At 32.5% G+C, this 21655-nt stretch carries 23 protein-coding genes and 2 tRNA genes; 11 read left to right on the forward strand and 14 right to left on the reverse strand.

Annotation, left to right across the window (positions count from 1 at the left end):
* Nucleotides 1-382: 382 nt before the first annotated feature.
* A complete protein-coding gene (gene typA, locus QZ659_RS13190) occupies nt 383-2194 on the reverse strand; it encodes a translational GTPase TypA (protein ID WP_291726294.1) in 1812 nt (603 codons plus the stop codon).
* Nucleotides 2195-3083: 889 nt separating this feature from the next.
* On the opposite strand from typA, the gene QZ659_RS13195 reads away from it, so the two are divergent.
* From QZ659_RS13195 to QZ659_RS13210, 4 genes are all read left to right on the forward strand, one after another.
* Nucleotides 3084-3155 (forward strand) — tRNA-Glu (locus QZ659_RS13195).
* A 66-nt stretch (nt 3156-3221) separates the two neighbouring features.
* Nucleotides 3222-3293: transfer RNA gene (locus QZ659_RS13200), tRNA-Glu, on the forward strand.
* A 119-nt stretch (nt 3294-3412) separates the two neighbouring features.
* Nucleotides 3413-4252, forward strand: coding sequence for a hypothetical protein (locus tag QZ659_RS13205; RefSeq protein ID WP_291726295.1), 840 nt, complete (start codon nt 3413-3415; stop codon nt 4250-4252).
* A 207-nt stretch (nt 4253-4459) separates the two neighbouring features.
* On the forward strand, nt 4460-4879 hold the full coding sequence (locus QZ659_RS13210; RefSeq protein WP_291726296.1) for a hypothetical protein: 420 nt from the start codon (nt 4460-4462) through the stop codon (nt 4877-4879).
* A gap of 64 nt (nt 4880-4943) precedes the next feature.
* On the opposite strand, the gene QZ659_RS13215 is transcribed toward QZ659_RS13210, so the two are convergent.
* From QZ659_RS13215 to QZ659_RS13230, 4 genes are all read right to left on the reverse strand, one after another.
* Nucleotides 4944-6158: a pyridoxal phosphate-dependent aminotransferase gene (locus tag QZ659_RS13215; protein WP_291726297.1), complete on the reverse strand. Its 1215-nt coding sequence runs from the start codon at nt 6156-6158 to the stop codon at nt 4944-4946.
* Between the two features lie 140 nt (nt 6159-6298).
* Nucleotides 6299-7099, reverse strand: coding sequence for a YwqG family protein (locus QZ659_RS13220; protein ID WP_291726298.1), 801 nt, complete (start codon nt 7097-7099; stop codon nt 6299-6301).
* A 125-nt stretch (nt 7100-7224) separates the two neighbouring features.
* Nucleotides 7225-7866, reverse strand: a complete 642-nt coding sequence (locus QZ659_RS13225; RefSeq protein ID WP_291726299.1) for a hypothetical protein — start codon at nt 7864-7866, stop codon at nt 7225-7227.
* A 71-nt stretch (nt 7867-7937) separates the two neighbouring features.
* Complete coding sequence (locus tag QZ659_RS13230) at nt 7938-9620, reverse strand: dipeptidyl-peptidase 3 family protein (protein WP_291726300.1); 1683 nt, start codon at nt 9618-9620, stop codon at nt 7938-7940.
* 122 nt (nt 9621-9742) lie between these two features.
* On the opposite strand from QZ659_RS13230, the gene QZ659_RS13235 reads away from it, so the two are divergent.
* The 5 genes from QZ659_RS13235 (at nt 9743) to QZ659_RS13255 (ending at nt 13340) form a co-directional block, all read left to right on the forward strand.
* Nucleotides 9743-10099, forward strand: a complete 357-nt coding sequence (locus QZ659_RS13235; protein WP_291726301.1) for a four helix bundle protein — start codon at nt 9743-9745, stop codon at nt 10097-10099.
* Between the two features lie 43 nt (nt 10100-10142).
* The gene (gene recF / locus QZ659_RS13240) at nt 10143-11240 is read left to right on the forward strand and encodes a DNA replication/repair protein RecF (protein ID WP_291726302.1); all 1098 of its coding nucleotides are present in this window, start codon (nt 10143-10145) and stop codon (nt 11238-11240) included.
* An 87-nt stretch (nt 11241-11327) separates the two neighbouring features.
* Nucleotides 11328-11675: a hypothetical protein gene (locus QZ659_RS13245; RefSeq protein WP_291726303.1), complete on the forward strand. Its 348-nt coding sequence runs from the start codon at nt 11328-11330 to the stop codon at nt 11673-11675.
* A gap of 152 nt (nt 11676-11827) precedes the next feature.
* On the forward strand, nt 11828-12301 hold the full coding sequence (locus QZ659_RS13250) for a hypothetical protein (protein WP_291726304.1): 474 nt from the start codon (nt 11828-11830) through the stop codon (nt 12299-12301).
* Nucleotides 12302-12362: 61 nt separating this feature from the next.
* A complete protein-coding gene (locus QZ659_RS13255) occupies nt 12363-13340 on the forward strand; it encodes a radical SAM protein (protein WP_291726305.1) in 978 nt (325 codons plus the stop codon).
* Nucleotides 13341-13349: 9 nt separating this feature from the next.
* Here the strand turns inward: QZ659_RS13255 and QZ659_RS13260 are convergent, their stop codons facing one another.
* From QZ659_RS13260 to QZ659_RS13275, 4 genes are all read right to left on the reverse strand, one after another.
* Entirely contained in the window at nt 13350-13751 is a 402-nt protein-coding gene (locus tag QZ659_RS13260; protein WP_291726306.1) for a response regulator, read from the reverse strand.
* Nucleotides 13752-13840: 89 nt separating this feature from the next.
* Nucleotides 13841-14236 carry a response regulator gene (locus tag QZ659_RS13265; protein WP_291726307.1) on the reverse strand — a complete coding sequence of 132 codons (396 nt, stop codon included), beginning with the start codon at nt 14234-14236 and terminating at the stop codon, nt 13841-13843.
* Nucleotides 14223-15725, reverse strand: coding sequence for a sensor histidine kinase (locus tag QZ659_RS13270; RefSeq protein WP_291726308.1), 1503 nt, complete (start codon nt 15723-15725; stop codon nt 14223-14225). Before QZ659_RS13270 ends, QZ659_RS13265 begins: the two co-directional genes overlap by 14 nt.
* Nucleotides 15726-15923: 198 nt before the next feature.
* Nucleotides 15924-16787 carry a metallophosphoesterase family protein gene (locus QZ659_RS13275; RefSeq protein ID WP_291726309.1) on the reverse strand — a complete coding sequence of 288 codons (864 nt, stop codon included), beginning with the start codon at nt 16785-16787 and terminating at the stop codon, nt 15924-15926.
* A gap of 172 nt (nt 16788-16959) precedes the next feature.
* Here QZ659_RS13275 and QZ659_RS13280 point away from each other — a divergent pair, with 172 nt between their 5' ends.
* Complete coding sequence (locus tag QZ659_RS13280; RefSeq protein ID WP_291726310.1) at nt 16960-17565, forward strand: 50S ribosomal protein L25; 606 nt, start codon at nt 16960-16962, stop codon at nt 17563-17565.
* Nucleotides 17566-17714: 149 nt separating this feature from the next.
* Entirely contained in the window at nt 17715-18209 is a 495-nt protein-coding gene (locus tag QZ659_RS13285; protein WP_291726311.1) for a hypothetical protein, read from the forward strand.
* Nucleotides 18210-18232: 23 nt separating this feature from the next.
* Here QZ659_RS13285 and QZ659_RS13290 read toward each other — a convergent pair whose 3' ends face one another.
* The 5 genes from QZ659_RS13290 to QZ659_RS13310 all read right to left on the reverse strand — a co-directional run bounded on the left by QZ659_RS13290 (nt 18233) and on the right by QZ659_RS13310 (nt 21625).
* A complete protein-coding gene (locus tag QZ659_RS13290; RefSeq protein ID WP_291726312.1) occupies nt 18233-18448 on the reverse strand; it encodes a DUF3185 family protein in 216 nt (71 codons plus the stop codon).
* Nucleotides 18449-18493: 45 nt separating this feature from the next.
* Complete coding sequence (locus tag QZ659_RS13295; protein ID WP_291726313.1) at nt 18494-18877, reverse strand: DUF1987 domain-containing protein; 384 nt, start codon at nt 18875-18877, stop codon at nt 18494-18496.
* Between the two features lie 195 nt (nt 18878-19072).
* Nucleotides 19073-19654, reverse strand: a complete 582-nt coding sequence (locus tag QZ659_RS13300) for a hypothetical protein (protein WP_291726314.1) — start codon at nt 19652-19654, stop codon at nt 19073-19075.
* A 162-nt stretch (nt 19655-19816) separates the two neighbouring features.
* Entirely contained in the window at nt 19817-20593 is a 777-nt protein-coding gene (locus QZ659_RS13305) for a hypothetical protein (RefSeq protein WP_291726315.1), read from the reverse strand.
* Nucleotides 20594-20851: 258 nt separating this feature from the next.
* Nucleotides 20852-21625, reverse strand: a complete 774-nt coding sequence (locus QZ659_RS13310; RefSeq protein WP_291726316.1) for an ABC transporter ATP-binding protein — start codon at nt 21623-21625, stop codon at nt 20852-20854.
* Nucleotides 21626-21655 lie beyond the last annotated feature (30 nt).

Genomic DNA, 21655 nt, shown 5'->3' on the forward strand with positions numbered 1-21655 from the left:
GTTGAGCTTGTAATAGGAACTGTAATAGCATAGAGTTAAGATAATAATAGTTTAAAAAGTGAAGGATATATAGATTTCAATAAAATTAAGTTTTTTTTGGGAGAAATGTTTTATAAAATCCCTATAAATAAGAAAAGGCAACCACAAATGTAGTTGCCTTTAATTTACTCTATATCCCCTTTACAGATATAAAACTTAATCTTCCTTCTTACGGAAGAAGGAAGCCATTTGTTGCAATATTTTCATTTTTTTTCTGCTTTTTTTGAAAAAATAGAAATTTAAAAAAATAAAATCATATTGAAAACAAGTAGCTATCCTATTAAAATCTTGTTATTTATATCACTATTTGAATAATAGCATATAAATAATTTGATATTTTTGACTAAACAGTAGCAAATGTCTTTGCGTAGCGTTTTCTATCCACTTCTGTCAAATAAATTTTTCTTAGACGCAAAGATTGTGGTGTAAGCTCAACATATTCGTCTGCTTGAATATATTCTAAAGCCTCTTCTAAAGAGAATTTTACTGGAGGAGCAATTTTGTTTTTATCATCCGAACCAGAAGCTCTCATGTTGGTAAGTTTCTTTCCTTTGGTTACATTGACAACCAAATCACTACCACGAGTATGCTCTCCAATTACTTGTCCTTCATAAATTTCCTCGTTTTGGTCAACAAAGAAAATTCCTCTGTCTTGTAGCTTATTGATACTGTAAGGAATGGCACTTCCTTGTTCCATAGAAATAAGTGAACCACTTGTACGTCCTTTGATTTCTCCTTTGAATGGCTCAAAGTCTTTAAAACGGTGATACATAATCGCCTCTCCAGCTGTTGCTGTGAGAAGTTGGTTACGAAGACCAATAATTCCACGAGAAGGCATTTCAAACTTCAAAATTGTACGGTCGTCTTTCGGATTCATTTCTAAAAGTTCTCCTTTTCTTTGTGTTACAAGCTCAATCGCCTTTCCAGAAAGATTCTCTGGAATATCTATCGTTAATTCTTCTATTGGCTCACACTTTTTACCATCAATATGTTTGATGATTACTTGTGGCTGTCCTACTTGCAATTCATATCCTTCACGACGCATCGTTTCAATCAAAACAGATAAGTGAAGTACACCACGTCCGAATACATTAAACGAATCTGCTGATTCTGTTGGCTCAACACGAAGAGCTAAGTTTTTCTCTAATTCTTTTTCCAAACGCTCTTTAAGGTGGCGAGAAGTTACAAATTTTCCTTCTTTACCATAAAAAGGAGAGTTGTTGATAGTAAATACCATTGACATTGTAGGCTCATCAATCGCAATTGGTGGCAATGCTTCTGGCTCATCTCTGTCTGCTACTGTGTCTCCAATTTCGAAGTCTTCTAAGCCAACAATCGCACAAATATCACCTGCTTGTATTTCTTCTACCTTACGTTTTCCTAAACCTTCAAAAACATAAAGCTCTTTGATTCTATTTTTCTTAACACTTCCATCACGCTTCATTAGCGAAACTGTCTGTCCTGTATTGAGTGTTCCACGAACTAAACGACCGATTGCAATACGACCGATATATGTAGAGTAGTCTAATGATGTAATTTGAAGCTGTGGAGTTCCTTCCTCTACTTCTGGCGCAGGGATAGTCTCAATAATTGTATCTAAAAGTGGAACGATTGTGTCAGTAGGCTGCTCCCAGTCTGTACTCATCCAACCTTGTTTTGCAGAACCAAAAATAGTAGGAAAATCTAATTGGTCTTCTGATGCACCAAGTGAAAACATTAAGTCAAATACTTGGTCTTGTACTTCGTTTGGCTTACAGTTGAGTTTATCTACTTTATTTACAACTACAATCGGTTTCAAGCCTAAGCCAATCGCTTTTTGAAGTACAAAACGAGTTTGAGGCATCGCTCCTTCAAAGGCATCTACTAAAAGCAAAACGCCATCAGCCATATTCAAAACACGCTCTACTTCACCACCAAAATCGGCGTGACCTGGGGTGTCGATAATATTAATTTTTGTTCCTTTATAGTCAATAGAAACATTTTTTGCTAGGATTGTAATTCCACGTTCACGCTCAATATCATTGTTGTCCATGATAAGTTCTCCTGGGCGTTCGTGTTCTTTAAAAAGATTTCCAGTAACGAGCATTTTATCAACCAAAGTTGTTTTGCCATGGTCAACGTGAGCAATGATAGCGATATTTCTAATAGACTGCATAAGGGAATTTAAAACTAATGTAAAAGGCTTAGAGTATTTATAATTATTTAACAGTTTTTAAATCAGCCTTTTGAATAAAAAAGAAACACTTTTATTTTGTTAATTTTATTTATCCGACTGATTCATAAAGAGTTATGTATTGTCATTTTTTTTACTGCTGCAAAATTAGGCAATTTATTTTAGAAAACAACAATTCTATAATTAATAATTGATTACTAAGCTCACTTTAAACTATTTTTGAACAAAATTAAAATTCAAAATTCATTCTTTTTTATCTCTTGTTAGTTTCTATTAAGTATTTATGCTTTAAGTTTAATTGGGTTTTCTGCCGTTTTATAGAATTTTATTGGGTTATAGACATAATTTTATTTTTTCTGAAATTCTGTCCTTTTCAATTAAATTATTTCAAATCCATCCTATAAATAAGCATTAAATCCTGCCTAAAATCTATATTAGTACAACTCTATAAGCCCAATACCAAATATTAAAAACTATTTTGCCCTTTTTTTGTCAGTCTGTTCTACCAAGCTGACCTTATTTCTAATTAGGTCAGTACCGATACGATTTTTGAAATAGAAAGCTAGTCAAAAAATAATGACTATATTTTGAATTATTTCTAAAAAAAATAGGTTGAGCATGATATAACAAAATAAAAACTCTCTTAGGTTTGCTAGTCTTTGAAAATCAATAATTTGACTTTCAAAAATCGTTAAAAAATAAGAGTAAAAATATTTTTCAAAGCAGTTGAAGAAAGAGAAAGAGCAAAAAAAATCAGAAAAAATTTAAAATTATATTTGCAGATATAAAAAAAAGACGTACCTTTGCATCGCATTAAGGGAAAACAAAGACGTTAATGCAGTTGTTTAAAGAACAATTTTATATGTATAATGCTCCGTTCGTCTAGCGGTTAGGACGCCAGGTTTTCATCCTGGTAGCAGGGGTTCGATTCCCCTACGGAGTACAGATTTGGTATTGATAGTAATATCAGAAAGATTTAAAGTTAAAGTAGAAATTTTAGAGTGAAAATGCTCCGTTCGTCTAGCGGTTAGGACGCCAGGTTTTCATCCTGGTAGCAGGGGTTCGATTCCCCTACGGAGTACAAAAAGCCTATTCAATATTTGAATAGGCTTTTTTTATTTGTCTGATTTTCTTTTGCAGCATCTCAGTTATTTTTTTCGTTTTGATAAAAACACTTGGTTACTAATAAAAACTGAAATTATGAAAATACAGATAGCTGAACCTTGCTCTGAAAATTGGGATAGAATGACATCACAAGATAAAGGGCGTTTTTGTGGTGCTTGTCAAAAAGTAGTGATAGATTTTACTACAATGACAGATACAGAAATCATAAACCATTTTCAAAATTATAAAGGAAATACGTGTGGAAGATTTCATGAAACTCAGCTAGATACTCATCTAAAAAGTATAGAAAAAGCAAAATCCTCATTTTGGTCTAAGTTTGTAGCTGCTGGCTTTGCATTATTTTTAATCTCTATGCCTAGTTATTCCAATAATTTTCCAACAGACAAAAGCCAGTCAAGTCTTCTTCAAAAGCAAACAAAACCTTCTGATAAAAAAATTAATGATGATAATCATATAAAAATAGAAGGTACTGTTACAGACTCTCTTAGATATTCTATTTCAGATGCAATCATTTCTATCAAAGAAATAAAGGTTACACAAATAACAGATGCAAACGGTAATTTTGAAATTCTAATTCCAAAAGAAGTTCTCAGAAATACACCTATTCTTACCTTTGAGATAAATAAATTTGGCTATACTACTACTACTTTAACACTTGATTTCTCTGATGAGAAAACTCAAAATTCTTACCTTCACTTTATACTCAAAGAAGCTGTTGTACTTGAAGAAGAAGCACATGAAAGTATAAGGATGGGTGCAGTTCTATCAGTAAAAATTGTAGAAAAAGATCATTGTACATCAGATTCTACACAAAATGTAGAGCAAGAAGGAGTTTATGGCAAAGAAGCGGAAATAAGTATAACTGAGAAAAAAAGTTTTTGGCAGTATTTTAAAAGTATTTTTAATAAAAAATAGCTGTATATCAAGTATTTCAAATTTTCAAGCTAAGACTTCATGAGATTTATTTTTATCTACTCTATTTTATTCATATTTCTATTTTTTAGTTGCAAAGAAAAGGATACAATATTTTATACTACGTTAAAAAACGGACAAGAAATAGGTATTCAATTAGTAGAAAAAGAAAGTAAAAGACATAACCAAAGCTTTGCAATTCAAACTTTTTTGAAAAAATACAACAATTCTACTTTAGATGAATGGAAACTGCCTCATCCAGTTTATAATTTTGAGGTAGCTGACGCAGATAATGATGGACAAGAAGATATTTGGGTAGGCGTAATAAAAACTACTCGTTTTGATACTACTATGCGAAAACGTTTGTTTCTATTCAAAATTATTGAAGGAAAAATACGTCCCTTGTGGCTAGGTTCACGAATGAGTAAACCATTGGTAGATTTTTCTCCTGCTTATACATTTGATTCTCTTAGTAATACCAAGAAGTGTATTATCCGAACGATAGAAAGAGAAGAGAGTGGAAACTTTTTGGTAGGTAATTATAAATGGAAAAAATTCGGAGTAGAGTTTATTAAATATGAAATTAGAGAAACAGATAGCATTAGTGCCTATAAACTTTTAGAAAAGTAAAAATCCTTATCTCTATTGTACAAAAATAGAAATAAGGATTTGAATGATTTATATTCAACAAGGCTTAACTCAATTTTGCTACAGCCTTTTTGATTCTCTCCACAGCATTCTGAATCAAGTCTTCTGATGTAGCAAATGAAAGACGAATACACGAAGGCGCACCAAAAGCATCTCCCATGACCACAGCTACGTGGGCTTCTTCCAATAAAAACATTGAAAAATCTTCTGAATTTTGAATGGTTTTTCCATTGTAATTCTTACCATAAAAATCACTCACATCTGGAAAAACGTAAAATGCTCCCTGTGGAGTGTTACACTTGAAACCTTCTACTTCGTCTAAAAGAGACTTGATAAGTTTTCCTCTTTTCTGATAAGCCTTATTCATTTCCTCTACCTCTTTTCGACTTCCATTGAGAGCCGTAACAGCAGCGTGTTGTGTGATAGAATTTGTACCCGAAGTAACTTGTCCTTGAATTTTATCACACGCCTTAGCGATTGCTAAAGGGGCAGCAGCATAGCCCAAACGCCATCCTGTCATGGCAAATCCTTTTGAAAGACCATTAATAGTAACCACTCTATCTTTCAAAGATTCTACTCTTCCGATACTAAAGTGAGGCTCTCCAAAATTGATGTACTCATAAATCTCATCTGCCACTACTGTAATTTGTGGATGTGGCGCAATTACTTCTGCAATTTCTCTTAATTCTTGCTCTGAAAATACGCTTCCTGTCGGATTACAAGGTGAAGAGAAAATAACAGCCTTTGTCTTGTCTGTAATAGCAGCTTTTACATCTTCTGCTGTTGCTTTGTAGTCGTTTTCTATTTTTCCCTCTACAAATACTGGTTTTCCTTGTGCTAGTTGTACGATGCCTGAATATGAAACCCAGTACGGCGTAATGATAATTACCTCATCGCCTTCGTCTAAAAGCGCAAGCATTACATTAGCAATAGACTGTTTTGCTCCTGTTGAAACAACAATTTGTTCTGGAGAATACTCTAAATTATTTTCTCTTTTTAGTTTGCTTGAAATTGCTTCACGAAGTGGAGCAATACCAGCGACTGGAGTATAACCAAAATGTCCGTCATCAATAGCCTTTTTTGCAGCTTCTTGAATAAAAAGAGGTGTTTTGAAATCGGGTTCTCCCAAATTCATATTGATAATATCGTGTCCTTCTGCTTTTAGCTCACGGCTTTTGCGAGCCATAGCCAACGTTTGAGATTCTTCCATTTCGGAAACACGACGAGACAAAATTTCTGTATTTACTGCTACTGTGGACATAGTTTTGAAATTAGTGTTGTTGGTAATCATTCCAACAACGGCAAAAGAATATTTTGATACGAAATTAATAAAACAAAGCTAGAAAATTGTTCGGTAGGTAGCAATTTTTGTGAGTTGGATTTAATAAATTGAAATAAATACTACCCACAATCCCACGTAAAAATTACTTTTGAAAATTTTCTATTGATGAGGTCTTCTCTTTTGATGAAGAAATTACCAATTCCAACATCTCCCCAACAAATATCCTCAACATCTTCATTAGAGTCTAATTGAAAAAGAAGTTCGTAATCTTTATTGAGGGTTTCACTAAAAGCTCTTGGGTCATCTTGTGTAAAGTTAGCGTACCCTCCTAATTTGTGTCCACTTTTATCAATATTCTCATAGTAAAACTCTACCATTTCATCTTCCTCTTCAAACTTTTCAAAAAAATCGTAAATGGATTTTCCAAAATAGTTCTCAAACTGATAATCAGTTGCTGAGACATATTCACTAGCTTTTTGAAAGCTCATTTTAAGGATGTTTTTGTGAGAAAGAGGACTTAAACCATTTTCTCTAAGTGAATCTAAAAAATCAAAATTTGTCTCTACTTCTTTCTCTATATTTTCATGATATATCACTCTGTAGCCTTCTTGTAGGGTCTCATAATCTAAGTCAGCACCATATAAATCATCAAAACTGATAAAAAACTGTATGATTCCATTTTTTGGATAAATATCGTTCTGTGGTACATCTAAAAAATTGATTTGAGCCAAAAACTCTAAAGGAGTACCATCTTTATCTTTTGGATAAGCAAAACCTTTAGGCAAAAATGGATAACCTCCTATTTTACTTTCCGTAGGAGATGACTTTTCCACCTTTTCGGTAGTTATTTTTATAAAGTCTTTTTCCGAGTCTTCTAATTGAGAACGATAGCTTTCTAGTTCTGATGGTAGTTCAATCATGGCTATATTTTGAGATAAGATAAATTTGTATTTAGTAATCTAAGAGTAAACGATGAAGGAATATTTTTAATACAGAGTTGACGTAAAGCTAAAAAGGTAGCAATTTTTGTGAGTTGGAATTATAATTATTCAACTAAAGTCTCTTGTTTAGAAACAGAAGACTTAACAGTTACTAATTCAAATTTCATCATTCCAACTTCAGCACTAACAGCCTCTATACTTTCTTCTGGATCAAGAATTTGATTCAAAAAGTTTTGCTGATATTTTGGAGATTGAAAGTTTTTATTTAAGTATATGATATAGTTCTGTCTAGGAAAGATTAAAACACCGTACTTATACCCGAAAATACTAATTGCATCAACTAAACGGTTAAAAGCTTTGTTGGCTTTTGTAGAATCCTTATAAACAGCTTTCGTAAATACAGCCCTACTACCTTGATAATTATCTGGTGAATATATTAAGACGCTATCCAAAGCCTCTTTATGTATGGGGTATTTTTCTATTTTCTTATCCCAATATATTATAGTTTTTTTTCCACGAGCTGAAAGAACTGAATCTGAGAAGTCAAGTAAATCACGATTGAGTATGTCTTTTTCACTATAAACTACTTTTTCACTTCTTACTACACTATCTTTTAGTTTAGGTAAAATAGTTTGACTTTTTTGAGAAAAGATAGATGTTTGTTCTTGTTTTTTATTACCCTCACACGAAATAAGAATAAAGCTTGAAAAAGAAATTATCAGATATTTTAATGAAATACTTTTCATAGCTATTCATAAATTTAATTGTATGGATTTGAGTAGTGATAATGCATGCATTATCACTACCAAATTATTTTCTACAATCCCAAAACATCAGCTCCCTGCTCAAAAATAATATCAACAGGAATATTTGCTTTTGAGAGTTTATCCAAATCAGCTTGTAAGTCAGCTTTGATTACTCCCATATCATTTGCTAGAGCTTGTACGCCTTCATAATCGCCATCGCCTTGAAGTGTAAGGATTTTAGCAGAAAGTTCATTGACAGCTTCTGCCATTTTCTCTGGATTTACTTTGTATGTTCCGTCTTCTAGCTTTTCGAAAGCACCTTTTTCATTGAAGAAATTGAAACGAATCATATTTGCTTTTCCGTGTGCCGACGCAGCTCCAAAACGAACTGAACGGAAAATACCAGCTAAAAATGTTGTGTAATTGTCCATCAGTTCGCCTTCTGAAAGTTCTCCCATTTCACGGAGTTTTGTTACCATATAAAGTCCCAAAATATCAGCTTTCCCTTCCTCTAAAGCAGAAGCCATATCTTTGAGTGATTCTCTGACTGTTCCTTTGCCATTGATGGTATTTTTGATACCTAAGCCATGAGCGACTTCGTGGAACATTGTATTTTCAAAGAAGGCATCAAAAGTAATGTGTTTGCGCTGCTCTTCTGTGATAAGCATATCAGAAATAGGCACTAAAATTTGGTCAAATTTTGCCTTCATTGCATTTTTGAGCTGTGAACGACGAGTACCTTTTTTAAGTTGTACTTGCTCATCGTTAGGGAGATTTACGGCAATCGTTTTGCTACCTGCATTACAATCTCCTGCATAAAAAACAACATCATACGCATTAAGCTGTGAGTCTGACCCCGGTTTTTCAGCTTTGTATTTTGCATCAACAGGTAAGTCTTTTTGAAGCTGTGGCAGAAGTGCAGCGTATTTTTCCAAACGCTCACTCCAAGATTTATCTTTTACCAAAACATACGACGAATAAGCTGCTTTTTGTCCATACAAATGGTCTTCATACGTTTCTATTGCTCCAATGATAATGTCAATACCATTCGTTTTCATGTCCATCCAAGCCATATCACTTTTCATATATTCATCTGTAACAAGCGCATCGGCACGCAAAGTCAAGTATTTTTTAAGGCTTGCATCTTCTGCTAATTCAGCAGCCTGACGCAAATAATTAGCAGCTTGTTCTAATTCAGTTTTGAATTTTTCGTGATAAGGAACAATTTTTAATTTACCTTCTTCATCTCTTCTAAGAAATGTATAAAGGCTTGATTTTGCATCGTTTTCAAAAGCTTCGTACTCTTCTTTTGTCATGTTTGTTGGATAGAAGTTTGCGCCAAGTGGCTTATCTCCTACGCCTTCTATGAACGGACGATTATCTTCTAATCTATCCCAAACCCCATAGTTAATTTTGACAAATTTCTTTGTATCTGCATTATCTAAAGTGGACATCAAACTATCTTTATCTCCCATGTAGGCTTGTTGCCAAAATAATCCATCCATAATTTTGGCTGCTTCTATCAGAAGAGGAATCATTTTTTTCTCATTTTCTGAAAGTTGGCTAACATCTGTAGTCAGTTTGAACGGCGCATAAATCTCTGGACGCACAAGTTCATTTTTGGTTTCTACAACTACGGCAGTTGAGTCTGTGATAGTTTCTGTTGTGTCTTTTTTCTCTGGTGCACAGTTCCAAAAGCCAAGACAAATAGCTAATGAAAAAATAGCTAGTTTTGAGTTTTTTTTGATGTTCATGTTTTTTTAAGTGATTAGTGATTAGTGATTAGTGATTAGTGATTAGTGATTAGTGATTAGTGAGAAATTACTTTCTGATATTAATTGTTTTATTTAGTTTTACAGAAAACAAGAGAAAAATTATGGGTAAAAGTATTTTAAAAGAAAAGAGTTTTCATTTTGCCGTTCGGATTGTAAATTTATGTAAACACCTAACTATCGTTCAGAAAGAATATGTTTTATCGAAACAAATTCTGAAAAGTGGAACATCAGTAGGAGCTAACATAAGAGAAGCAGAGTTTGCACAAAGTAATTTAGATTTTATACATAAACTTTCTGTTTCACAAAAGGAAATAAACGAAACTATTTATTGGTTAGAGCTTTTGAAAGAAACGAGTTTTATAAATCAAGGAGAATTTGAAAGTTTGCATTATGATGCAACAGAAGTTTTGAAAATCATTACAAGCAGTATCAAAACAATGAAGTCAAAAATCAAATAGTATTTCAACTAATCATTAATAGTTAATAACTTATCACTATTTCATGTGGATAAAACACCTTCAACTCACTCATTTCAGAAATCACGAAGATACAAAGTCAGATTTTGAAGAGCATATTAACTGTCTTGTTGGAAAAAATGGAAGTGGAAAAACAAACCTCTTAGATGGAATTTACTATCTCTGTATTGGTCGTGGGGCATTTAGCTATACAGATACACAGCACCTCCAACACGGAAAAACATTTTTCTCTTTGAAAGGAACTTTTGAGAAAGACAATCGAAAAAACACGGTTCATTGTATCATAGAGAAGGGAAAACAAAAAACTATCAAGCTCAATGGCAAACCTTATCCCAAAATTAGTGAACATGTGGGTAATTTTCCTTGTGTGCTTCTTGCTCCTAATGATACTGATTTGATAAGAGAAGGAAGCGAACTTCGTCGCAATTTTTTTGATACCATTATTTCACAGATTCATAAAAACTATATTCAGCTTCTCATCAAGCAAAAACAGCTTTTGAAGCAGCGCAATCAACTTTTAAAAGATGCTGACCAGCAAGAGCGTTTTCTAAAAAAAGATGTGTTAGAAATTTATGACGCACAGCTTTTGCCTATTTTTTCAGAAATCTATCGTTTTAGAAATGAGTTTATAGATAATTTTTTGCCTATTTTTTCAGAGATTTATGCAGCTTTAGCAGATGAAGAAATGAAAATAAATTATCGTTCGCACTTAGAAGAAGAAAATTTTGAAACAATTTTTAAAGAGAATTTACTCAAAGATGTAATCTTACAACGTACTGAAAAAGGAACGCACCGAGACGATTATAAATTTATTTTAGGAAAAAAAATGCTCAAACACTACGGTTCGCAAGGACAGCAGAAATCTTTTGTAATTGCGCTCAAACTAGCTACGTTTTCTATTATTTATAATCAGACACAGATAAAACCGATTCTGCTTTTAGATGATATTTTTGATAAACTAGACGAAAACCGAATTGAAAACCTTTTGAAACTTCTTTCTAAGTCTGATTTTGGGCAAGTATTTGTAACTGACGCTCGTCCAGAGCGCACAAGAAAACTTTTAGATTCTTTTGGCAGACCTATCGCTTTTTTTGAGGTAAAGAATGGAACAATAATCCAATAATTATTAGCTTTTAGTGATTAATCAATAAAGAGAAAAGCTATCATCCGTACAACTAATTAATTATCCACTAGAGCAGCGTTTTCAATTATGAAGCAAAGACCTATTTTAATTTCAGCTATACTTCTGACTTTGATAGTTGAAATAATTTTAATGATTTTAGTCTACAACAAAGTTGGAACTGAGAGACTTCCTTCACAAATTGGAAGACTCATCGTTCAGTTTATTTTAATATTTTGGGTGCTGAACAGTAAATCTAATATTGGATTATTTTTATTAGTTGCCTATCATATATTCACTGCAATATTGGGACTTAATGCAAAAGCATCGACTGCGTTACTTGGACAGTTTTTGATTGCTTTTCACATTATAATCGGAATAGTAATTTACTTTCATGATTGGATTGAGATAAAAATTGGAATAAAGAAAATCGAATAACAATATTTGGAGTTGATTCATCAAAATTCTATTGTTTGAGTCTTTAAACTCAGCTTGCTGTTGTAATCATCAACCAAAATATCTTCAAAATCGCTAACGTTATATGAATGTCTGTCATATGTCTAAGTCTCAGCTTTAAAATTAGCAGCAAAATGAAAAAAGAAAAAGAGAAGATAAGAACTCAAATTATTAAATCCCTTGAGGTTTATAAAGGAAAACTTGGATTTCACTTTTTTGATTTACCAAACTCCAGTTTTAAATCAACTGAATTTGTACTTGATAATAATGATATAGAGGTTTTACTAATGGATTTAGGTAATTCAAATTGGATTCTTCTTACAACTAAATGTTTGTTTATTAGTCAAAATGGTATAAATAATAAAATCGAAGGAATTGAAATTCAATCTTTTGAATTTCTTAACTTGAATAACAGACACAAGAGAAAAGCAGATGAATTCAGAAACCTTGCAGAATTTAAAAGTTGGCTTTATTCAGGTGATTTTAAAATAACAAAAAAACATAATGCTTATGTAACTGTGAATTTGCCCCACCACGATTTTGGATTTTGCCTGTTTAATGCAATCAAAAAACTTAGATTTGTAACTAATAAATATGAAAATATTTAAACTTAATAGACAGAATTTCTCATATACTGTCCTTTTATAATTTTCATTCGTAATTGACTTTATGCGCCTCATTTCCCACCCTATTTTATGCAACTATTATCTAACCTATCGCTGCAATGCAACGTGTAGTTTTTGTGATATTTGGGAAAAACCTTCGCCTTTTGTAAAACTAGAAAATGTAGAGAAAAATCTTTCTGACCTTAAAAAATTAGGTGTAAAAGTAATAGATTTTACTGGAGGAGAGCCTCTTTTGCATCCTCAACTAGCTGACTTTTTAGAAATTGCCAAGCAAAAAAAGTTTATTACCACCGTTACTACCAATGGAATCCGTTATCCAAAACTAGCCGAAAAACTCAAAGGCAAAATCGATATGCTTCATTTTTCCTTAGATGCTGCTGATGCAAAAACACACGACCAAATGCGTGGTGTAAAGTGTTTTGATAAAGTGATAGAATCTATAGAAATAGCCAAATCTTTGGGCGAACGACCAGATATTTTGTGTACTGTATTTGAAGAAAATTTCGAAGAGATAGAGAAAATATACAAAACCATAACGTTGAAAAATAAATTAGTTTTGATTCTCAATCCAGTTTTTGAATATAATTCTGTGGATACTTTAGGAAATTTGAATAGACAATATTTACAGAATCTACTTACCTTTTCTAAGCAAAAATTAGTCTATTTGAATGAAGCATTTATAGACTTGCGTTTGGAGGGAGGCAATCATACTGAAAAACCAATTTGTAGGGCTGCCAGTTCAACGCTTGTTATCTCACCAGAAAACAAACTGGTTTTGCCTTGCTATCATTTGGGAAAAGAAGAGTTTAACATCAATGATAATTTGTATCAACTTTATAATTCAGAAAAAGTGCAACAACTCATTGAGCAAGAAGGAAGGATAAAAGAATGTGAAGGCTGCACCATAAACTGTTATATGCAACCCTCTTTTGCTGTTGAAATAAACCGTTTTTTTTGGAAAGCTTTGCCTAGCACTCTAAAATACAACTTTATGAAAGGCACTTGGAAGCAGTTATTCTAATACTAAACTTTAATTCTTGTTCATGTCTGCAAAAAGTTCTTCTAGCATCTCTGGAGTTATGGGCTTTACAACATATTTGTCCACGATAGAATAGCTTTCGGCTCGCTTTGTATCTGCTGGGTCAATAGAAGAAGTAACTACATAAATAATCACTTTCTTTTTATAATTTACTTTTACAATTTCATCTAAGAATTGCCATCCATCAATGATTGGCATATTCAAATCTAAGAAAATTATTTCTGGAACATTCCTACCCGAACGTAGTCTAGGTTTAAGTGAATTTAGAGCGTCTTCTCCATCCTTAAAAAACTCAATATGGTTAGAAAAATCTACCATCTTCATTACCTTATCCGTTAGATAGGTGTAGATTGGGTCATCATCTATTACACATACATGATTGAACTTAGACATTTTGAGAAGTTTTATTATCGTTTTGTAAATAAAAACACAAAATATGTTAAACAAAAATAATAATTCTATCTCTATCCCCCAAAAAAAATCTATTTTTCTATCTCATCAAAGAGAGCTTTCAGTCTTTGAGGAGTAATAGGCTTAACGACATAATTACTTACTTGAGAATACTCCTTTGCCTTTTGCATATCTGCTGGGTCAATAGAAGATGAAACAACATAAATAATAATTTTTTCTGTATCTGGAGATACAAAGGCATCCAAAAACTCCCAACCATCCATAACTGGCATATTTAAGTCTAAAAGAATTACTTCAGGTACTTTTTCACCCACCTCTATTCTAGGTTTGAGAGTATCCAATGCTTCTTTTCCGTTTTTAAATATCTCTATATACTTTGAGAGATTTGAGACTTCCATGAGCTTACGAGTAGTAAAAACGTAAATTGGGTCGTCGTCTATGATACAAACGTGATTAAACTTTTGCATTTCTTAAATAAATTTTAAATGTTGTTCCTTGATTAACTTCACTTTCAACTTCAACTCTGCCACCAAGAGCCTCAATCTGACTTTTGGTAATAAAAAGACCTATTCCACGAGAATCTTCTTTATCATGAAATGTTTTATACATTCCAAAGAGTTTTTTTCCATTCCTCTTTAAGTCTATTCCTAATCCATTATCTTTTACAGAAAAAGCTATAAAATGTGGATGCTCTTCTGAAAAAATATTAATATTAGCTTTTCTTCCTTCTGCTCTATATTTGATAGAGTTGGTCAGAAAGTTTAGAATAATACTCTCTAAATAAGCTGGAATAGCTTCAACAAAATGATTTTTATCTACACGATTTATTATGTCAGTATTAGTAGAAGTTACTTGGCTTTGAATAGATACTTGTACTTTCTCTATATATTCGTATAGGTTCAGAGCCTCTATATTATCTTTCACCTCACTTTGCATAACCACAATCTCATTAAGATACGACAAGGTTTCTTGTAATTTATCAGAAGATTGTGTCAGCATGGGATAATAATCATTTTTTGCTGTGTCTGGATGTTCCATCTTCATCATAGACAAAAGCATAGAAAAATTGCTAGTATGTGAACGAAGATTATGAGATACAATGTGCGCAAAATTAAGTAATCTTTCATTTTGAGCAAGCGTTTTTTCCAATAACAATTTCTTTTCTGTAATATCAGTTAGTTGAGAAACAAAATGGAGAGGCTTGCCAGCCTTGTTCTTCATCATAGAAACAGAAAGTAATACCCAAACTATATGATTATACTTATCATAATATCTCTTTTCCATCTGATAACTTTCCCTTTTACCAGCCATTAATTCTTCTAAAAGTTTCAAATCTAAGTCTAAATCTTCTGGATGAGTAATATCATGAAAAGTGAGTTTGGCAAGCTCTTCTTTTGTATAACCCAACATATTACAAACCTGCTGATTTACTTGTACCCACTTGCCCTCCAAGCTAATGAGTGCCATTCCGTTAGGAGCATATTCAAAGGTTTGTCTGAAAAGTTCTTTTTGCTGTTCTAACTCTTGTCTTCTTATATATGACTCATTAATATCTTGAAACAGTCCATACACTCGTTCACACTTCCCATCCTTAAACTCACTAATTCCGATAGCTCTTGCCCAAATGCGATTTCCTTTAGCTGTTCTAATTTCTACTTCTACGTCATAATTTTCTCCTTTTTCGACAGCTCTTGTAAAAACTTTTATAATCAAGTCTCTACTCTCTCCTTCTACATAAAAATTAATACCTTCTTCAACGCTAGGACTATATCCATCTTCTGCTTCGTGTATTTGGCGAGTAATATCACTCCAAAAAACAGTTTGTTTTTCTAAATTCACCTCCCAAAGTCCCATTTTGGCTATACTTTTAACTCGCCCAAGTATTTCTTGGTAGTTTTTGATTTCTTTTCCTATTTCTACTAATTGGTCTAGTAGTTCAACCGTTTTTAATTTCATGTTGAGGTAAATTAATAATTATACTGAGTGTGGGGAATATGTTCAAAATAGCAAAGAAAGCTACTGTTTGAGAGTTTACGAACTAACTTGCTATGAGGTTTTAAACAGGCTATTTCAAAAATAATCATTTTTTCAAAGAATTATAGTTCAATTATGCTCATAAAATTACTTTACCGTCAAACACAACACTTTATGCTTTTAGAGATACTCCCAACTCTCCCTCGTGTATTCTTTTATCCACTTCTCAGAAATTATTTTCAATTCAAAATTTTTATGCGTATCTACTTCCAACATAACTAATGAATTTTCTGCCAACATACCACTGTTTTCAAACTCCAATTCTTTTACTTTACAAGACGTAGTAAATTTATTTTCGTCTTTTACTATATTGAATGGCTCTCCTGTATGACCAAAAAAATGATAATGAGGCTTATAATTAGACAAAAACTCTCTTATCTGCTGCATTCCAAAATCTTTTGTGGTAAAATGTAATGCACTATCATGGGTAATTAGCAAGTCAATATTTGTATTTGTTTTTTTAGTATAAAGTTTTTTTAGATTCTCTATTTCATAGGGTTGAATATACTGTTCTTGATGCTGTCTCTCTTTTTTTCGGCTTCCTGTTCTACCAATTCCTACCCAATTCAGTTTTACACCATTTTTTTCAAAGTCTTGAAGGTGTCCTGTTTTACATATTCTTATCTTTCCATAAACGTCAATAGGAAAACTACTTTCATTAGATTGCTGCTCTAATTCATTCAAGAATTGATGGTCTTCGTGATTTCCTCTAACAGCATACATTGTCGCTTCTACTTTTTCTAAAATCTGCTCTACTTTCTTACTTTTTTTGGTAAAATGATGATAAAAACCTAGTTCGGAAGGTTCTCGTTTGGCGTGGCGCAAGGTAGCTTTATCTAAGTTTGTAATATTGGGAAATGCTCCTAAATCTCCACATTGTAAAATGAGGTCTATTTTAATATTTCGTTCTCGTTGCAATCTTTCTATGAGCTTGAAAGCCAAGAGTATTCTTCCGTGTAGGTCGGCAAATAAAGCAATTTTCATAATCGTAAATCATTTATTGATGAGTGTATAAGTCTTTACCACCACGATTAAATAAAAGTTCAAATTAATCCTTCTTATGAATTGTATATCTGACAAAAAAATTGCAATTTTGCATCTTTATTTTTATTAGACGGTCGGAAATCGTCTTTAGGCAATTTAATTTATACAAAAAATGAAATCTTTAGAAATCATCGGTTATTACCGAAAAGAAAATCAAATGGGCGCAAAAGCTGCCAACTTGTTACGTAAAGAAGGTTATGTACCTTGCGTGTTGTATGGAACAGGTGAGGATAACAAGCATTTTTATGTACCAAATATCTTATTCCGTGATTTGATTTATACTTCAAAAGTACACACTGTTAAGATTAACATTGAAGGAGATATTTTTGAAGCCATCGTTCAAGATTATCAAACACACCCAGTAAGTGATGTGGTAATGCACGTAGATTTTCTTGCTATGCACGAAGATAAGCCTGTTAAGATTGATATTCCAGTGAAATTAGTAGGTCGTTCTGTAGGTGAGCAAAAAGGTGGACGTATGGTATTGAAAATGCGTAAACTTAAAGTAAAAGCATTGCCATCTAACCTTCCTGATACTATTGAAGTAAATGTAGCAAAACTAGACTTAGGAAAATCTATCAAACTTTCTGAAATCGGAGAGCGTCCTTATGAAATTATGAATAACCCATTAGTTTCTATCGCTACTGTTACTATCCCTCGTACGCTTCGTACTGGTGGTGGAGTTGCTGCTGGAGAAGAAACTGAAGAAGAAGCATAGACACTTAAATATTTCTCTCTTTGAGAAAAATATTCGTTTAAAAAAGCCACTAAAAGAAATTCTTTTAGTGGCTTTTTGCATGGCAGTTTGTAACCTCATAACATAGTTGAGCGTAATAATTTGTATCGCAAATCTAACTTTCAGCTTATATGTATAGACCAATTATTGTTTTCCTACTTATTCTATTTATACCAGTTATAGCATATCTTGGCTCTAAGAGGAAAGCTCCTACTCATTATACTGTGCCTAAAGAATATATTACATTTACCGATGATGCTAAATTTAATTTCAATAAAATAAATGTAAATTACCCTTATTTTATAAGGAAATATGGTCTAAATTTAAGAAGAATCATATCTGAATCATCCTATGAAGGGGAAAAGTTGGTAGAAGGAAATAATTTGTTTGAAAATATTTCAGTCAGAACCACACCTATTCACTTCCCAAATGAATTAGTATATCTAGGAAAAAATGCTAACAAAAAACACGTATATAAAACACATGTATATCTACACTTATCAATGTATGTAGGTTATAAATTCCCTATACTAGATAAAAGGAAAGAGTATATACTAGACTTAGGTGAAAGTGAAGTATTTACTACTCTTCCACCAAAAGCCTACGAAGAATTTGTGTCTCTTTAAAAAGTTAGTAGAATAATATATATCTACTTTTTAGCTACAACAACTACTACTAGACCAATAATTGCTACCACACCTCCTCCTATAATTAGAGGGTTTGTCATAGGGTCGTTCTTTTGTGTATTGATTTCTGTTTTTCCAATTTGAATAAGGGTTTTTGAAGAGGCTTCATTTTGATAAAAGCCAAAAGCAGCAAGTAAAACACCTACTACTAAAACAATAATACCAACAGATTTTTTCATAATTAAAATAAAAAATAAAGGTTAAAAAATAGGTTAATGCTATTATTAGTGTGAAATAAGATTGATATCAAGTTCTAAATCATCTTGATAATCTTCCCCACTTTCTTGCATATCATAGTCGTTTGATTTGTAATACCAATTTACAGTAACCTGTCCTCCTTGATTGAGTGCATAGTCTTCAAACATTTCTAAAAACTCTAAAAAACAACGAGAACATACTGTATTATAATAATTCATCTTAAATTCCAATGTAACTTTACGAGCAGGTTCTTCTAAGTATTCGCTTACCCATTTATAAATAGGAGCAAAAAATTCTTCTGTATATTCGTGGTAGCATTGTCCAGAAAACTCTAAAAGTCCTTTTGTAGCATCAAAACGAACTTCTGGAATATATTTTTTTCCTTCTATATAAAAAATAGGTGGATTCATGTAATTGGTTATAAGTTAGCAAGATATGATAAAAACAAAACTAGCATCATTAAAGCAACTACAATTAATCAAAACATTAGTTTTCTATTAATATGCTATTACAAAATTATTTATGTACAGGATGATTCTAAATTTAGAAAAAAAAACAGTTAAAATCAACCTATTTAATTTTTTATTTTCATACTGACTTACTTATCAACCTATCAAACTTTTATCGTTAAGAGAATAGAAAAAACCACCTTCTTCGCTAGTTTGTATATCAAAAACTCCTTTTGTGTGTAACTGGTCTAATCTTTTAGAAGCCTCTTCAATCGTTACATTTGCTTTTAGGCACAAACGAGTAGGTGTAATATCTCCACCTGCATCTACGGCGTGGCGAATCACATCGGCATCCGAAAGAAGGTCTTTTGGCTTCAACTGTGTTGTGGAAGCAATTCCTTGTAACTGAAAACGAAGATTTTGCTCAGTAGGAAAAACAGAAAGTGCAAACTGCTTGACACGTCTGCCAAAGCGATTTTTTTCATATTTTTCTTCCAATAATTTTTGTTCTGTTAGTTCTGTCAAGACCAGTTGTGCTACCCAATAAGGTATAGCTGTTCGCTGATGAAGCTCTTGTGCTGTAATTTTCCCTTCATTTTCTCTAATAAGTTGAGCAATTTCTTTCGGACTTACATGGCGCAATGCACGACGTGTAGCCCACTGTTTAACCTCTGAAGCAATCGCACTAACAAGATAAGTTGCTCCTGTAATTACAGCCCATATAAGTAGTATTTTCATTAACATATTCTATTTCATTTACAATGATATAATCTTTTCTCTATCAATTATCATAGCAGTTTGATATTTATACTATCTAAAATACAAATTTTAGGCAAAAAGTTTACTAAAAGAACTAATTTTAAAGTAGTTTATTGTTTTGTCTTACCAATCTTTCTTGTTCTAGTTGTTAGCTTTACGTTCTTTCTGCTCTATTTTTCCATCAGATAAAATTGAAATTTTGACTTTTCTGTTATCTATATCTTTATGTGTATTTCCATTATCATCTTCCTCTCCATTAATATAAGTAACATCAATATTATATATCTCGCCATTTTCTGAATTTACTTTTTTTATTGTCTTGCCCCATACGGGCGGATCTCCTCCTTCCGAGTTTTCAGCAATTGTTGTGGCATCTATAAAGTTTGCATTTTCGTCAAACGAACAAAGTACTATTTCTCTACCACTTCCCCAAGGACAGGCAGGATAGCCTTCATACTCTACTCCTACAAATGCAATCCATTTATTTTGTTCTTTTAAAAACGTATAACCCATATTGTAATATGTAACACTGATAGACTCTCCAATATCAAAACTGCCACTCTCTACTGGGTCTTGTCCATTCTCAAGGGATACAAGTTTAATAAATGATGGAAACTGAAACATATATCTCTGCCCTTCATCTTTAACCATTTTTTCTAGTTGTAAAGCAAATTTATTAGAAAGTTTTTTGCTCTCATCAAAAATGACTGTATCAATAGTTATAGGAAAACTTAGTGTAGAAAAATTATCTTCGACGAATGGCAGGCTCGTTTTTTTTACTTGCTCTGGTGTTTTGATAGGATTTTTATCAGAAAGAGCCTCTACTTTTGTATAGGTTTGTTTTTTATTAGCATCAGAAGGAGAATTACAAGCAATAAGTAACAACAAACCTATTCCTATAAAAAAAATATTTTTCATACCCACGTATTTATTTTTTCAAAATATCAATGTTTTAATTTCTTTCATAAAGATTTCCACAGCTTTTTTTTTTAATCTGACTGTCAGTGATTTATTAAAAACCAAATCGTGTTCACTTCTCCATAACGTTAAGTTTACAAGCCCAAAGCTATGGAGAAATGGACTTTACAAAATTAACTGTAATGAGGTTTAATGTATGTAAAGTACGCAATTAATTTCTAGTCTGAAAATATAAGGAATGATATTTTTTTACACTCTCTATCGTTTCAATTTTGCTTCTTCGCTTTTCTTATAAGCCACCATTAAAGAGTTTGAAAACACAAATTCATTCAAAGATTCTACGTCTGTATGAACAATTTGTTCTTTTGTTCCTTCCCATTCTTTGTGTCCCTTGCTTAAAAAAACAATACTTTTACCAATTTCCATCACAGAGTTCATATCGTGTGTTACTACAACCGTCGTCATGTTATATTCTTCTGTAATTTCTAAGATGAGGTTGTCAATCATAATAGAGGTCTGTGGGTCAAGTCCAGAGTTGGGTTCATCACAAAAAAGATATTTTGGATTCATTACGATTGCTCTTGCAATTCCGACACGTTTCATCATTCCACCACTAATTTCGGCAGGCATTTTATCGTTCGAACCTTCTAAACCTACTCTTTTCAAACAAAAATTGACACGCTCTAGTTTTTCCTCATCACTCATTCCCCTACTACGCATGTCTAATGGAAAACGCACGTTTTGCTCTACTGTCATAGAGTCGAAGAGCGCACTTCCTTGAAAAAGCATTCCTATTTCTTCTCTAATACTTCTCTGTGTTTCTCTATCCGATTCGTACAAGTTTTTTCCATCATAAAAAACAGAACCTTTATCTGGCTTTATCAGTCCAACTGTACATTTTAAGAGTACGCTCTTTCCTGTACCACTAGAGCCGATAATAAGGTTTGTAACGCCTTGTTTAAACTCGGCACTAATGCCTTTCAAGATTTCTTTTCCATTAAACGATTTTTCTATATTTTTTACTGTAATCACGTTTTGGTATAGATTAGATGAAGATGATTT

The sequence above is a fragment of the Bernardetia sp. genome (assembly GCF_020630935.1).
GTDB lineage: Bacteria > Bacteroidota > Bacteroidia > Cytophagales > Bernardetiaceae > Bernardetia.

Coding starts and splice junctions, on each gene's coding strand:
- typA (WP_291726294.1), bottom strand. CDS start 2,194: ATGCAGTCTATTAGAAATATCGCTATCATTGCTCACGTTGACCATGGC.
- QZ659_RS13205 (WP_291726295.1), top strand. CDS start 3,413: ATGAAAATACAGATAGCTGAACCTTGCTCTGAAAATTGGGATAGAATG.
- QZ659_RS13215 (WP_291726297.1), bottom strand. CDS start 6,158: ATGTCCACAGTAGCAGTAAATACAGAAATTTTGTCTCGTCGTGTTTCC.
- QZ659_RS13220 (WP_291726298.1), bottom strand. CDS start 7,099: ATGATTGAACTACCATCAGAACTAGAAAGCTATCGTTCTCAATTAGAA.
- QZ659_RS13225 (WP_291726299.1), bottom strand. CDS start 7,866: ATGAAAAGTATTTCATTAAAATATCTGATAATTTCTTTTTCAAGCTTT.
- QZ659_RS13230 (WP_291726300.1), bottom strand. CDS start 9,620: ATGAACATCAAAAAAAACTCAAAACTAGCTATTTTTTCATTAGCTATT.
- QZ659_RS13235 (WP_291726301.1), top strand. CDS start 9,743: ATGGGTAAAAGTATTTTAAAAGAAAAGAGTTTTCATTTTGCCGTTCGG.
- recF (WP_291726302.1), top strand. CDS start 10,143: ATGTGGATAAAACACCTTCAACTCACTCATTTCAGAAATCACGAAGAT.
- QZ659_RS13245 (WP_291726303.1), top strand. CDS start 11,328: ATGAAGCAAAGACCTATTTTAATTTCAGCTATACTTCTGACTTTGATA.
- QZ659_RS13250 (WP_291726304.1), top strand. CDS start 11,828: ATGAAAAAAGAAAAAGAGAAGATAAGAACTCAAATTATTAAATCCCTT.
- QZ659_RS13255 (WP_291726305.1), top strand. CDS start 12,363: ATGCGCCTCATTTCCCACCCTATTTTATGCAACTATTATCTAACCTAT.
- QZ659_RS13260 (WP_291726306.1), bottom strand. CDS start 13,751: ATGTCTAAGTTCAATCATGTATGTGTAATAGATGATGACCCAATCTAC.
- QZ659_RS13265 (WP_291726307.1), bottom strand. CDS start 14,236: ATGCAAAAGTTTAATCACGTTTGTATCATAGACGACGACCCAATTTAC.
- QZ659_RS13270 (WP_291726308.1), bottom strand. CDS start 15,725: ATGAAATTAAAAACGGTTGAACTACTAGACCAATTAGTAGAAATAGGA.
- QZ659_RS13275 (WP_291726309.1), bottom strand. CDS start 16,787: ATGAAAATTGCTTTATTTGCCGACCTACACGGAAGAATACTCTTGGCT.
- QZ659_RS13280 (WP_291726310.1), top strand. CDS start 16,960: ATGAAATCTTTAGAAATCATCGGTTATTACCGAAAAGAAAATCAAATG.
- QZ659_RS13285 (WP_291726311.1), top strand. CDS start 17,715: ATGTATAGACCAATTATTGTTTTCCTACTTATTCTATTTATACCAGTT.
- QZ659_RS13290 (WP_291726312.1), bottom strand. CDS start 18,448: ATGAAAAAATCTGTTGGTATTATTGTTTTAGTAGTAGGTGTTTTACTT.
- QZ659_RS13295 (WP_291726313.1), bottom strand. CDS start 18,877: ATGAATCCACCTATTTTTTATATAGAAGGAAAAAAATATATTCCAGAA.
- QZ659_RS13300 (WP_291726314.1), bottom strand. CDS start 19,654: ATGAAAATACTACTTATATGGGCTGTAATTACAGGAGCAACTTATCTT.
- QZ659_RS13305 (WP_291726315.1), bottom strand. CDS start 20,593: ATGAAAAATATTTTTTTTATAGGAATAGGTTTGTTGTTACTTATTGCT.